We start from the raw sequence: 13,269 nt of genomic DNA, 5'->3' as shown, positions 1-13,269 counted from the left end.
GCTTGCTCGCGAAGATCGTCAACGATAGCGCTGCGTATCCGGTTTAACGCAGCGCTCTCAGGTTCTTCGCGAGCAAGCTCGCTCCTATTGTTTTTGCACTGGTCAAACCCATGACCGATGGCTATAACTTAAGCCCTAGCCAAAGTGACACCCCCGCACACTGGCGCTGTGAGTGTTGCCTATGCCGATGCAAGTCGTTCGCCCGAAAATCCTTGGTTTTATCAGTGAGCAGGCATCGGCTTGGCTGGTGGCATTGGTGGTGTTACTGGTCGGTAGCGCGCTGACGGTGGTCGTCGCGTGGGCGGCTTCGGACCTGTATCAGCAGCAGGTGCGCCAGCGGTTCCAGTTGCTGGTCAACGAACGCTACAGCCGCATCCAGGAACGTTTTGAAGATCAGGAACAACGCCTGGGCAGCCTGCAGCGTTTCTTCGTCAATTCCGCAGAGGTATCCCGCGCCGAGTTCGACGGTTTCGCCAAACCGCTGTTGTTGCATGCCCGTGCCTATGCCTGGGCACCACGGATATTTCGTACGCAGCGCAGCTTGTTTGAGCAGGACATTTCTCGCCAGCGTGGCATTCCCTTCAGTATCCGCGAACTGAATACTGCAGGTGAGTTGGCGCCCGCGGCCGAGCGCGATGAATACGTACCGGTGCTGTACAGCCAGACCCAAAGTTTGCTGGGCTCGCCGCTGGGCTTTGATCTGCTGGCCCAGCCCCTGCGCCGGTCAGCGCTGGCGCGTGCGCAAGAAAGCGGCCAGTTGGCGGTGTCACAGCCCATGCAATTGGTGGGTGTGGAGCCCGCTTATGCGGCAGGCGTGTTGTTGGTGGCGCCCGTGAGCAAAGTCGCAGATGCCGAGCCTTACGGCTTTGTGATGGCGGTGATCAGCATGCGCCAGCTGGTGGCCGAGGGGTTGCCCAGGCCCAACCGGGACAACCTGGTGATGCAGATCGTAGACACCTCCGACACCCAGCAACGGGTGTTGTACGCGTCCAGTAACGCCTTGGGCAGCAGTGGCTTGACGGCTGCACGTCGCCTCACCCTGGGCGATCATGTCTACGCCCTGAGCCTGAGCGCGAGCGAAGTGTTCGACAAGGCCAACCATTCTTCGATGCACGCCATTCTGGCGATGGGCGTGTTGCTCAGCGCCTTGCTCAGTGCGCTGCTTTACATGCTGGTCAGCCAGCGCCAGCGCGCACTGAAACTGGTGGAGCAACGCACCGTTCAATTGCGTGCCCGTGAGCAGGAGTTGCGCGGTGCCCATGGGCAACTGCGCAGCGTGCTGAATGCGGCGACTCAAGTGGCGATCATTGCCACTGACCTGCGCGGTGTGATCAACACCTTCAATGCCGGTGCCGAACAGATGTTGGGCTTTACGGCCGAGGAGGTGCTGGGGCATATGACCTTGGACCGCCTGCACGTGGCCGCGGAACTCGACGCCCGCGCTGAGCCGTTGAGCAGGGCGCTGGGCAAGCGCATTCCAGCGAGCCAGGCGATGCTGGTGGAGAGCCCGGACAGTCAACATGAAGGGCGTGAGTGGACGCTGGTGCGCAAGGATGGCAGCCAACTGACGGTCAACATGTTGCCGACCGTGCTCTTGGATGACCATGGCCTGTGGGTCGGGCACTTGGCGATTTACCTGGATGTCACCGAGCAAAAGCGCGCCTATGAGGCCCTTGCGGTACGCGACCGCCTGCTGAAAAAACTCAGTGCCCATGTACCGGGTGGAATCTTCCAGTTCACTTTGGAACCACAGGACAATTGGCGTTTCATCTATGCCAGCGAAGGCATGCGCGATATCTATGAAATCGAACTGGGCGTGCTGCAGCAGGATGCGGGCAAGGTGCTGGAGCGCATTCACCCTTTGGACCTGGAGCGAGTGCGTGCCTCGATACGCCTTTCTGCGTTGCAACTGAGCCATTGGCGCGAAGAGTACCGCGTGCAATTACCTCAGCGAGGCCTGCGCTGGATTCGCGGCGAAGCGACGCCGGAAGAATTGCCGGGAGGCGGTACGCTTTGGCACGGTTATGTATCGGATATTTCTGATCTCAAACGGGTCGAGGATGAACTGCGCGCACTGTCCATTACCGACTCCCTGACAGGGATCTATAACCGGCGCTATTTCCAGGATCGTCTCAAGGGCGAAATGCTCCGGCTCAACCGTACCTCTGGCGCGCTGTCGTTGATCATGCTCGATATCGACCACTTCAAGCGCATCAACGATCAGCACGGCCATGCCGTGGGCGACGGCGTGTTGCAGGAGTTGTGCAAGCGTATCGGCCAACGCTTGCGCCGTACCGATGTATTTTGCCGGCTGGGTGGGGAAGAGTTTGTGGTGCTGTGCCCCAACACTGATGGCGCACAGGCTTACAGCCTGGCGATGCAGTTGTGGCAGTCGTTGCGTGATGCGGCGATGGAGCCGGTGGGGGTGGTTACCGCCAGCTTCGGCGTAGCCAGTTGGCGGATCGACGAAGGTATCGATGGCTTGCTGCTGCGCGCTGATTCGGCGGTGTACGTGGCCAAGCAGGCGGGCAGGGATCGCGTCGAGGAAGCCCTGACGCTTGAATGATCGTTCCCACGCTCTGCGTGGGAATGCATCCTAAGACGCTCCGCGTCACGCCTTGAGCGCGGACGCAGAGCGTCCAAAACAGCATTCCCACGCAGAGCGTGGGAACGATCAGCGTGGGGGCGATCATGTGAGGGTTTAGAGAACCGGTGCGGCTGCAACGGCCTTCGGCTGGCGATACAGGTCCAGCAGCACCTGATCCAACACCGACGAGGCTCCCCAAGGCTTGGAGTCGTTGAGAATCGCCACCACCGCCCAGGTATTGCCATTGTTGTCGCGGCTGTAACCGGCAATGGCGCGCACGGTGTTCAAGGTGCCGGTCTTCACATGGGCTTCGCCGCGCAGGGCGGTGGTTTTCAGGCGTTTACGCATGGTGCCGTCCGTGCCGGCGATCGGCATCGAGCTGATGTACTCCGCCGCATAAGGGCTTTTCCACGCGGCTTGCAGCATGGCCGCCATCTCGCGGGCGCTGACCCGTTCGGCGCGGGACAGGCCGGAGCCGTTTTCCATCACCAGGTGCGGCGCGGTGATGCCTTTCTTGGCCAGCCACTGGCGCACGACGCGTTGCGCGGCCTTGGCATCGTCGCCATCGGCATCGTTGCGAAACTGCGCACCCAGGCTCAGGAATAACTGCTGGGCCATGGTGTTGTTACTGTACTTGTTGATGTCGCGGATGATCTCCGCCAGGTCCGGCGAGAAGGCGCGGGCAAGTACCTTGGCATCCTTGGGCACCGGTGCCTGGATGTCACGGCCCTGGATGGTACCGCCCAATTCCTTCCAGATCGCCCGTACAGCACCTGCGGTGTAGGTGGCGTGGTCGAGCAGCGACAGGTAAGTCTGCGAGCTGCAGCCATCACCCAGTTGGCCGCTGACGGTCACGGTCACGCTGCCGTCGGCAGCGGTCACCGGGCTGTAGCGCACGTCACCGGTGCACTGCTTGGCGTTGGTGACTTTCACCTGGTTGTCGATGCGAATGCTGGCAATCGGCGGCTCGACCGATACGATCACCCGCCCCGAATCATTGCGGGTCACGAAGCGCAGGGCCTTGAGGTTGACCAGCAAGGCGTCGGGCTTGACCAGGAACGGCTTGTTCTCATCGTTGCCGTCGTCGTTGAACTCGGGCAATTGCGGCTGGTTGAAGAAATTGCGGTCTAGCACCAGGTCGCCAGTGACTTGCTGCACGCCATTGGCACGCAGGTCGCGCATCAGCAACCAGAGCTTTTCCATGTTCAGTTTGGGATCGCCGCCGCCCTTGAGGTACAGGTTGCCACGCAGCACGCCGCCGCTGAGGGTGCCATCGGTGTAGAACTCGGTCTTCCACTGATGGTTGGGGCCGAGCATTTCCAAGGCCGCATAAGTGGTGACCAGCTTCATGGTGGAAGCCGGGTTCACCGAGACGTCGGCGTTGAAGACCGTAGGGGTACCAGGGCCGTTCAGGGGCAGCATCACCAGGGACAGCGCGGTATTTTGCAGCTTGGCCTTCTGCAAGGCCTGCGCAACGCTGGGTGGCAGGGTGTTATTGACGGGAGCGGCGCAAACGGAAAAGGCCAGGGGCAAGACAACACTGGCAAGTAACACTGAGCGCAAAGATTTGATCATAAGAAATAAAACCCTACTGCTGAGGAGGGTGAAAAAGGCGAGGGGTATGGAAGAAAATCCCTCATTGGTCACGAAAGTGTCGGCATTATGCCCCAAGCTGGCGCCACGTGTAGCTGAACGATAGCTGCTAATCATGGTTTTTTTGCGCGCATTTGCCCGTCGGTCCCAGAGAGTCGGGCAATTGCCGCCTTAAACTGCTAAAGTGCCGCCCGTTAATACTTATGAGGATTGTTCCAATGGCGACTAACCGTTCCCAGCGTCTGCGCAAAAAACTGTGCGTTGATGAATTTCAAGAGCTGGGTTTCGAACTGAACCTGGACTTCAACGAAGGCCTGAGTGAAGAAGCTATCGACGCTTTCCTCGAAGCATTCATCAAAGAAGCCATGGAAGCCAATGGCCTGGGCTATGTCGGCGGCGATGACTACGGTCTGGTTTGCCTGCAAAAGCGTGGCTCGGTCTCCGAAGAGCAGCGTGCTGCCGTGGAAGCCTGGCTGAAAACCCGTTCCGAGCTGACCAAGGCTGAAGTCAGCCCGTTGCTGGACGTGTGGTATCCGGAAAAGCCGATCAACGCGGCTAAGTGATACTGAAAAAACGGCGACCTGAGGGTCGCCTTTTTTTTATGCCTTGCGCCAATTCAGAATCAGCAGCGTCAACACCCCCGCCACAATCCCCCAGAACGCCGAACCGATGGAAAACAACGTCAAGCCTGACGCCGTGACCATAAAGGTGATCAGCGCCGCTTCCCGTTCCTTCGGCTCATTCATGGCGATGCTCAAGCCATTGATGATCGAGCCAAACAACGCCAACGCCGCAATCGACAGCACCAGTTCCTTGGGCAGGGCTGCGAACAATGCTGCCAGCGTGGCGCCGAATACCCCGGCAATCCCATAGAACACCCCACACCACACCGCAGCGGTGTAGCGCTTGTTGCGGTCTTCATGGGCGTGCGGCCCGGTGCAGATCGCGGCGCTGATCGCCGCCAGGTTGATGCCGTGGGAGCCGAACGGTGCCAGCACCAATGACGCCAGGCCAGTGGTAGTGATCAACGGCGACGCCGGCACGGTGTAGCCGTCGGCTCGCAGCACGGCTACGCCGGGCATGTTCTGCGAGGTCATGGCCACTACGAACAGCGGAATGCCGATGCTGATGGTCGCCGCCAGCGAGAAGTGCGGCGTCGTCCAAACAGGCGTCGCCACCTCCAGATGAAAACCGCTGAAATCCAGCAGCCCCATCAGCCCTGACAAGGCGGTACCGATGAGCAAGGCGGCCAGCACGGCATAACGCGGCGACAGGCGCTTGATGATCAGGTAGGTGAAGAACATCCCCAGCACCAGCCCGGTACGATGCTGGGCGGCGACGAAAATCTCGCTGCCGATCTTGAACAGGATCCCCGCCAGCAACGCCGCCGCCAGTGACGCCGGAATCCGCTTGACCAGTTTCTCAAAGCTGCCGGTCAACCCGCAGAGCGTCACCAGTACCGCGCAGGTGATGTAGGCACCGATGGCCTCGCCATAGCTCACGCCGCCCAGGCTGGTGATCAGCAGCGCCGCGCCAGGGGTGGACCAGGCGATGGTGATCGGTGTGCGATAGCGCAGGGACAGGCCGATGCTGCACACCGCCATGCCGATGGAAATCGCCCAGATCCACGAAGAAATCTGCGCCGTGGTCAAGCCGGCGGCCTGGCCGGCCTGGAACATCAGCACCAGGGAGCTGGTGTAGCCGGTCATCATGGCGATAAAGCCGGCGACGAGGGCCGACGCAGAAGTGTCGGCCAGTGGGCGCAAGGGCGCTTGGGTGGCGTCGGTCATGGAGAGGTGTTCCTTATTGCCGGGAATTTGCCGCTGGCGGCTCTGATTCAAGCCTAAACTCAAACGTAACGAGTCATTGCAATACAGCCGAGCCCGCAAACAGCCGTACAGTGTGTTGGCGCAGTGGGTTGTGTACAATGTGCGCTGTTTTTAGGTGATACTTGCCAGCGACACGCTGTTGCCGTATTACCGTTAATTCGCCGTTCTCAAACCCGAGTGCCCATGAACGAACAGTTGCAACCTCTCAAGAAACAACCGCGAGCCGGCAAGGCCGGTCGCAGCGGAACCCAGGACGATATCGTCTATGCGCATATCTTCGAGGCGATCCTTGAACAACGCCTGGCGCCCGGAACCAAATTGAGTGAAGAGGCACTGGGCGAGATCTTCGGCGTGAGCCGCACCATCATTCGCCGCGCGCTGTCGCGCCTGGCCCATGAAAGCGTGGTACTGCTGCGGCCCAATCGCGGTGCGGTGGTTGCCAGCCCAAGCGTCGAAGAAGCACGCCAGGTGTTCATGGCCAGGCGCCTGGTGGAGCGGGCGATCACAGAATTGGCGGTGCAGCACGCCACGGCCGAGCAGTTGGCCGAGTTGCGCCAGATGGTCAACGACGAGCGCGACAGCTTCTCGCGCGGTGACCGTGGCGCCGGTATCCGTCTCTCTGGCGAGTTCCACTTGAAGCTGGCCGAAGCCGCGAAGAACGCGCCGCTGATCAGCTTCCAGCGCAGCCTGGTGTCCCAGACGTCATTGATCATCGCCCAGTATGAAAGCGGCAACCGCTCGCACTGTTCCTACGATGAGCACACCCAGTTGATCGACGCGATCGAAGCCCGGGATGCGACGTTGGCGGTGAACTTGATGATGCATCACATGGATCACATCGACAGCAAGCTCAACCTCGATGAAGAGAGTGCGTCGGATGATTTGCATGCGGTGTTTTCGCACCTTTTACAGACTAAAAAACCTGGGCGTTCGTCTGTAAAGTTGTAAATCCAATCAAATGTGGGAGCTGGCTTGTGTGGGAGCTGGCTTGCCTGCGATAGCATCACCGCGGTGTAACTGACATACCGCGGTGATGCTATCGCGGGCAAGCCCGGCTCCCACACAAGCCCCTCCCACATTGGTTTTGTGGGGGGCTCTGAGATCAGCGCTGGTGAACGAGCTGCCCGGCTGCATAGGTTTGCAGCACCGTCCGGTCATCCCCCAACGTCATCAGTACAAACAACGTCTCGGCAATGTTATTGGCCTGTTTCAGGCGGTAGCTCAGCAGCGGCGTGGCGTTGTAATCCAATACCAGGAAGTCTGCATCGGTGCCTGGTTGCAACGTGCCGATCTTGTCTTCCAGGCGCAGCGCTCGAGCGCCGCCCAGGGTGGCCAGGTACAGCGACTTGAACGGGCTCAGCCGCGCACCTTGCAGTTGCATGACCTTGTAGGCTTCGTTCAGGGTTTGCAGCAGCGAGAAGCTGGTGCCGCCGCCCACGTCGGTGCCCAGGCCCACGTTCAAGTTGTGTTTTTCGGCCATCGGCAGGTTGAACAGACCACTGCCGAGGAAGAAGTTCGACGTCGGGCAGAACGCGACTGCCGAGCCGGTCTCTGCCAGCCGTGCGCATTCGTCATCGCACAGGTGTACGCCGTGGGCAAACACCGAGCGCTCGCCGAGCAGCTTGTAGTGGTCGTAGACATCCAGGTAGCCGTTGCGCTCCGGGAACAGCTCATTGACCCACTCGATTTCCTGCTTGTTTTCGCTGATGTGGGTCTGCATGTACAAATCCGGGTATTCGCCCAGCAACTGACCAGCCAGCGTCAATTGCTCCGGCGTACTCGTAGGGGCGAAGCGTGGCGTCACCGCGTAATGCAGGCGCCCCTTGCCGTGCCAGCGTTCGATCAGCGCCTTGCTTTCCTGGTAGCCGGATTCGGCGGTGTCGGTCAGGTAATCAGGCGCGTTGCGGTCCATCATCACCTTGCCGGCAATCATGCGCAGGTCGAGTTTCTCGGCCGCTTCAAAGAATGCATTCACCGATTGCGGGTGCACGCTGCCGAACACCAGCGCTGTGGTGGTGCCGTTGCGCAGCAACTCCTTGATGAAAATATCCGCGACTTCTTCGGCGTGAGCCTTGTCGGCAAACTGGCTTTCACAAGGGAAGGTGTAGGTGTTGAGCCAGTCCAGCAGTTGCTCGCCATAGGCGCCGACCATCCCGGTCTGTGGCAGGTGGATATGGGTGTCGATCAAGCCAGGGGTAATCAGCGCGTCCTGGTAATGGGTGATGTCGATATCGGCGGGCAGGCTCGGCAGCAGGTCGCTGGCGTGACCAAGGGCGCTGATCTGGCCGTTGTCGATCACCAGCAGGCCGTCCTCGAAATATTCATAGGAGGCTTCGATCCCGACCACGGCAGGGTCGGCGATGCTGTGCAGGATGGCGGCACGGTAGGCTTTGCGAGTCAAAGGCATGATCGTCTCGATTTAGATAGCTTGGCTGCGGCGTGAAGCCGGCAGCAGTTTGGCAATAGGTTCGGCGCCGGCAAGGTGCTGGCCGAAATTGGCGTTATAGGTGGCAATGATTTCGCCGGCGATGGAGATGGCGATCTCCACCGGGAGCTTGCCCTTGACCTCGGAGAGGCCCATGGGGCAGCGCATGCGTTGCAATTGCGCGGCGTCAAAGCCGCGATCACGCAGGCGGTGTTCGAATTTGACCCGCTTGGTTTTCGAGCCAATCAGGCCGAAGTAGGCGAAGTCGTTGCGCTTGAGCAGGGCGGCAGTCAGTTCCAGGTCCAGCGCGTGGTTGTGGGTCATGACGATGCAGTAACTGCCTGCTGGCAAGTCGGCAATTTCGTCGACCGGCTCTTCGCTGACGATTTTACGCACGCCTTGGGGGATGTGCTGCGGGAATTCCTGCTCGCGGGAATCGATCCAGCGCACCCGGCAGGGCAGGCTTGCCAGCAATGGCACCAACGCACGGCCGACATGGCCGGCGCCAAACACGGCGATGTGCGCCTGCGCCTGGCCCATGGGCTCGAACAACAGCACGGTGACGCCACCGCAGCACTGGCCCAGGCTGGCGCCGAGGCTGAAGCGCTCCAGATGAGTGTTCTGCTGGCCGCGCACCAACATGTCTCGGGCGATCTGCATCGCCTTGTATTCCAGGTGCCCGCCGCCGATGGTGTCGAAGGTGTGCGCGGCGCTAATGACCATCTTGGAACCGGCGTTGCGCGGGGTTGAGCCGAGTTCCTCGATGATGGTGACGAGCACGCAGGGTTCGCCCTGGTTGTGCAGGGTGGCGAGGGCGCTGATCCAGTTGTCCATGTCTACCTCAACATTTCTGCTGTTAGTTCGGCCGCTATCGCAGGCAAGCCAGCTCCCACATTTGATCGGGTTAGCACCTCAAAATGTGGGAGCCGGGCTTGCCCGCGATGGCAGCGCCTGGGTCTAGAGCGAAGCCAATTCAGTGTCAGCCTCGACAGCCTTCGCCGCCCGCAACTGCCGCATCTGCTCACACCCCCACAACACCCGCTCGGGCGTGGCCGGCGCATCGATCTTGGGCTGCTGGCGATAGTCAGCCAAACTCGCCACCGCGTCCTTGATCGCACACCACGACGCAATCCCCAGCATGAACGGCGGCTCGCCCACGGCCTTGGAATGGAACACCGTGTCTTCCGGGTTCTTGCGGTTCTCTACCAGCTTCACCCGCAGGTCCAGCGGCATGTCGGCCACTGCCGGGATCTTGTAGCTGGCCGGGCCGTTGGTCATCAGCTTGCCTTTGTTGTTCCATACCAGCTCTTCCATGGTCAGCCAGCCCATGCCCTGGATGAAGCCGCCTTCCACCTGGCCGATGTCGATGGCCGGGTTCAGCGAGGCGCCCACGTCATGCAGGATGTCGGTGCGCAGCATTTTGTATTCGCCGGTCAGGGTGTCGACGATCACTTCGCAGCAGGCCGCGCCGAACGCGTAGTAGTAGAACGGCCGCCCGCGTGACTGGCTGCGGTCGTAGAAAATTTTCGGGGTTTTGTAGAAACCTGTGCTGGAGAGCGACACCTGGGCGAAATACGCCTGCTGGATCAACGCCTCGAAGCTCAGGATCTGCTCGCGCACGCGCACATGGCCGTTGCGAAACTCCACGTCCGCCTCGCTTACGTCGTACTTGCGCGCCGCAAATTCCACCAGGCGCTGCTTGATGGTTTCGGCCGCATTCTGCGCGGCCTTGCCGTTCAGGTCGGCGCCGCTGGAGGCAGCGGTGGGCGAGGTGTTGGGTACCTTGTCGGTGTTGGTGGCGGTGATCTGGACGCGGTCGATTTCTACCTGGAATACCTCGGCCACGACTTGCGCGACCTTGGTATTCAAGCCCTGGCCCATCTCGGTGCCGCCGTGGTTCAGGTGGATGCTGCCATCGGTGTAGATATGGATCAGCGCGCCGGCCTGGTTGAGGAAACTGGCGGTGAACGAAATACCGAATTTCACCGGGGTCAGCGCCAGGCCTTTTTTCAGGATCGGGCTGTGGGCGTTGTACAGGCGGATCGCTTCGCGGCGCTCTGCGTATTGGCTGCTGGCCTCAAGCTCGGCGGTCATTTCTTCGAGCATGTTGTGCTCGACGGTCTGGTAGTAGTGGGTAACGTTGCGCTCGGTCTTGCCGTAGTAGTTGGCCTTGCGCACCGCCAGCGGGTCTTGGCCTAGATGGCGGGCGATGGCGTCCATCACCTCTTCGATGGCGACCATGCCCTGCGGGCCGCCGAAGCCGCGATAGGCCGTGTTGGAGGCGGTATTGGTCTTGCAGCGATGGCCGTTGACCGTGGCGTCGCCCAGGTAATACGAGTTGTCGGCGTGGAACATGGCGCGGTCGACAATCGAGTTGGACAGGTCCGGCGAACAACCGCAGTTACCCGCCAGTTCCAGGTTGATGCCGTGCAGTCGGCCGTTGTCGTCAAACCCTACGTCGTATTCGATATAGAAGGGGTGGCGCTTGCCGGTCATCAGCATGTCTTCGACCCGTGGCAGGCGCATCTTGGTCGGCTGGCCAGTGAGGCGCGCCACCACGGCGCACAGGCACGCCGGGCTGGCGGCCTGGGTTTCCTTGCCGCCAAAACCACCGCCCATGCGGCGCATGTCGACCACGATCTTGTTCATCGACACATCCAGCACTTCGGCCACCAGCTTCTGCACTTCGGTGGGGTTTTGCGTGGAGCAGTAGACGATCATGCCGCCGTCTTCGGTGGGCATCACCGATGAGATCTGGGTTTCCAGATAAAAGTGTTCCTGGCCGCCGATATGCAAGGTGCCCTGTATGCGATGCTTGGCGCTTGCCAGCGCAGTGGCCGAGTCGCCGCGTTGGTGGGTGTGGCTGTCGAGCACGAAGTGCTTGTTGCGAAACGCCTCGACCACATCCAGCACTGGCTCCAGGTCTTCATATTCGATCACCGCCGCCATTGCCGCCTTGCGTGCGGTCTCCAGGTCGCGGGCGGCCACGGCCAGCACCACCTGGCCGACGAACTGAACGGTGTCGATGGCCAGCAGTGGGTCGCCGGGCATCAACGGGCCGATGTCTTTCAGGCCCGGTACGTCTTCATGGGTGATTGCAATGCGCACGCCGTCGAAGGCGTAGCAGGGCGCGGTGTCGATGCTGATGATCCGGGCGTGGGCGCGGTCCGACATGCGCGCATACAGGTGCAACTGGTTGGGAAATTCCAGGCGGTCGTCGATGTACTGTGCTTCACCGCTGACGTGTTTGGCGGCGCTGTCATGCTTGACGCTGCGCCCGACTCCGGTGGTGAGGTCCTGGGCAAACAGTGCGGCAAGTTCGGCCTGGGTTTTTACCACGGCGTGATGGTTAGACATAAGCGGTCACCCGAGTCTCGATGTGCGGCGTTTGCAGTTCGATGAAGTATTTGCGCAGCAGGTTCTGCGCGCTGAGCAGGCGGTATTCCTTGCTGGCGCGGAAGTCCGACAGTGGGGTGAAGTCGCCGGCCAGGGCGGTGCAGGCTTTTTCTACCGTGGCCGCATTCCAAGTGGCGCCTACCAGCGCAGCCTCGCAGCGGGTTGCGCGTTTTGGCGTGGCGGCCATGCCGCCGAACGCAACGCGCGCTTCGCTGACCACGCCGTTGTCGATCTTCAGGTTGAACGCTGCGCATACGGCGGAAATATCGTCGTCCAGGCGCTTGGACACCTTGTAGGCCCGGAACAGCGTGTGGCCCTTGGGCACGATGATGGTCTCGATGAACTCGCTGTCCTGGCGCGCGGTGACGCGGTAGTCGATGAAATAGTCTTCCAGCGCCAGGGTGCGGCGGGTGTTGCCCTTGCACAGTACGATCTGCGCGCCCAGGGCAATCAGCAGCGGCGGCGAGTCACCAATCGGCGAAGCGTTGCCGATATTGCCGCCCAGGGTGCCTTGGTTGCGAATTTGCAGGGAGGCGAAGCGTTGCAGCAGTTCGCCGAAGTCCGGGTATTCATGGTGCAGCGCGGCGTAGCAGTCGGAGAGGGCGGTGGCCGCGCCGATTTCCAGGCGGTCGTCGAACTGCTCGATGCGCTTCATGGCTTCAATGTTGCCGACGTAGATCATCACCGGCAGGGTGCGGTGGAACTGGGTGACTTCCAGCGCCAGGTCAGTGCCGCCGGCCAGCAGCCGGGCTTGTGGGTAGGCGTCATAGAGGTCGGCCAGGTCGGCAACGGTCAGTGGCACCAGGCAGCGCTTGTCACCACTGTTGAGTTCGCCGGTCTGGGTCGGCGCGATAGCCTTGAGGCGGGCGATGGTTTCAGCCTGGCGGCTGTCGAATTGATCCAGGGGCTTGTTGCAGCAGGCCTGTTCGGCGGCGGCGAGAATCGGGCGATAACCGGTGCAGCGGCACAGGTTGCCGGCCAGGGCTTCATGGGCTTTGTGGCTGTCGGGGGCGTCGCTGTTCTTTTGCAGGGCAAACAGCGACATCACGAAGCCCGGGGTGCAAAAGCCGCATTGTGAGCCATGGCACTCGACCATGGCCTGTTGCACGCTGTGCAGTTGACCCTTGTGCTTGAGGTCTTCAACGCTGATCAGTTGTTTGCCGTGCAGCGACGACACGAACGTCAGGCAGGAATTGAGGCTGCGGTAACGAATCTGCTCGGCGCCTTGCTCGTCGGTGTGCAGCTCGCCGACCACCACGGTGCACGCGCCACAGTCGCCGCTGGCGCAGCCTTCCTTGGTACCGGGTTTGCCCACATGCTCGCGCAGATAGTTGAGCACGGTCAGGTTGGGGTCCAGGGCGTGCTCGCTACGGAGTTCCTGGTTAAGTAAAAACTGGATCACGGAAGGCCTCGCAGACTCATTATTGTTGTTAACCGCT

9 protein-coding genes are annotated in these 13,269 nt (G+C 61.0%); 3 read left to right on the top strand and 6 right to left on the bottom strand.

Going from position 1 to position 13,269, the window contains the following annotated elements; genetic code table 11:
* Positions 1-181 precede the first annotated feature (181 nt).
* Positions 182-2,566 carry a diguanylate cyclase gene (locus RHM69_RS12635; protein ID WP_020302639.1) on the top strand — a complete coding sequence of 795 codons (2,385 nt, stop codon included), beginning with the start codon at positions 182-184 and terminating at the stop codon, positions 2,564-2,566.
* Between the two features lie 135 nt (positions 2,567-2,701).
* Here RHM69_RS12635 and dacB read toward each other — a convergent pair whose 3' ends face one another.
* On the bottom strand, positions 2,702-4,162 hold the full coding sequence (gene dacB, locus RHM69_RS12630) for a D-alanyl-D-alanine carboxypeptidase/D-alanyl-D-alanine-endopeptidase (RefSeq protein WP_014719471.1): 1,461 nt from the start codon (positions 4,160-4,162) through the stop codon (positions 2,702-2,704).
* A gap of 236 nt (positions 4,163-4,398) precedes the next feature.
* Here dacB and RHM69_RS12625 point away from each other — a divergent pair, with 236 nt between their 5' ends.
* Entirely contained in the window at positions 4,399-4,743 is a 345-nt protein-coding gene (locus RHM69_RS12625; RefSeq protein ID WP_003193255.1) for a YggL family protein, read from the top strand.
* 36 nt (positions 4,744-4,779) lie between these two features.
* Here the strand turns inward: RHM69_RS12625 and RHM69_RS12620 are convergent, their stop codons facing one another.
* Positions 4,780-5,970 carry a benzoate/H(+) symporter BenE family transporter gene (locus RHM69_RS12620; RefSeq protein WP_200600603.1) on the bottom strand — a complete coding sequence of 397 codons (1,191 nt, stop codon included), beginning with the start codon at positions 5,968-5,970 and terminating at the stop codon, positions 4,780-4,782.
* A 222-nt stretch (positions 5,971-6,192) separates the two neighbouring features.
* Here RHM69_RS12620 and RHM69_RS12615 point away from each other — a divergent pair, with 222 nt between their 5' ends.
* A complete protein-coding gene (locus RHM69_RS12615) occupies positions 6,193-6,957 on the top strand; it encodes a GntR family transcriptional regulator (protein ID WP_014719469.1) in 765 nt (254 codons plus the stop codon).
* Between the two features lie 154 nt (positions 6,958-7,111).
* Here RHM69_RS12615 and guaD read toward each other — a convergent pair whose 3' ends face one another.
* The 4 genes from guaD to xdhA form a co-directional block, all read right to left on the bottom strand.
* Positions 7,112-8,416: a guanine deaminase gene (gene guaD / locus RHM69_RS12610; RefSeq protein WP_014719468.1), complete on the bottom strand. Its 1,305-nt coding sequence runs from the start codon at positions 8,414-8,416 to the stop codon at positions 7,112-7,114.
* Positions 8,417-8,428: 12 nt separating this feature from the next.
* Entirely contained in the window at positions 8,429-9,268 is an 840-nt protein-coding gene (gene xdhC, locus RHM69_RS12605) for a xanthine dehydrogenase accessory protein XdhC (RefSeq protein ID WP_200600601.1), read from the bottom strand.
* Positions 9,269-9,391: 123 nt separating this feature from the next.
* On the bottom strand, positions 9,392-11,791 hold the full coding sequence (gene xdhB / locus RHM69_RS12600) for a xanthine dehydrogenase molybdopterin binding subunit (protein ID WP_019820507.1): 2,400 nt from the start codon (positions 11,789-11,791) through the stop codon (positions 9,392-9,394).
* On the bottom strand, positions 11,784-13,232 hold the full coding sequence (gene xdhA / locus RHM69_RS12595; protein WP_014719465.1) for a xanthine dehydrogenase small subunit: 1,449 nt from the start codon (positions 13,230-13,232) through the stop codon (positions 11,784-11,786). Before xdhA ends, xdhB begins: the two co-directional genes overlap by 8 nt.
* Positions 13,233-13,269: the final 37 nt, after the last annotated feature.

It is taken from the genome of Pseudomonas sp. CCI1.1, from assembly GCF_034348165.1.
In the GTDB taxonomy this organism is placed as follows: Bacteria; Pseudomonadota; Gammaproteobacteria; order Pseudomonadales; family Pseudomonadaceae; genus Aquipseudomonas; species Aquipseudomonas paracarnis.
Note: the sequence above shows the minus strand (reverse complement) of the source record. Positions and strands in the feature narration are given on the sequence as shown.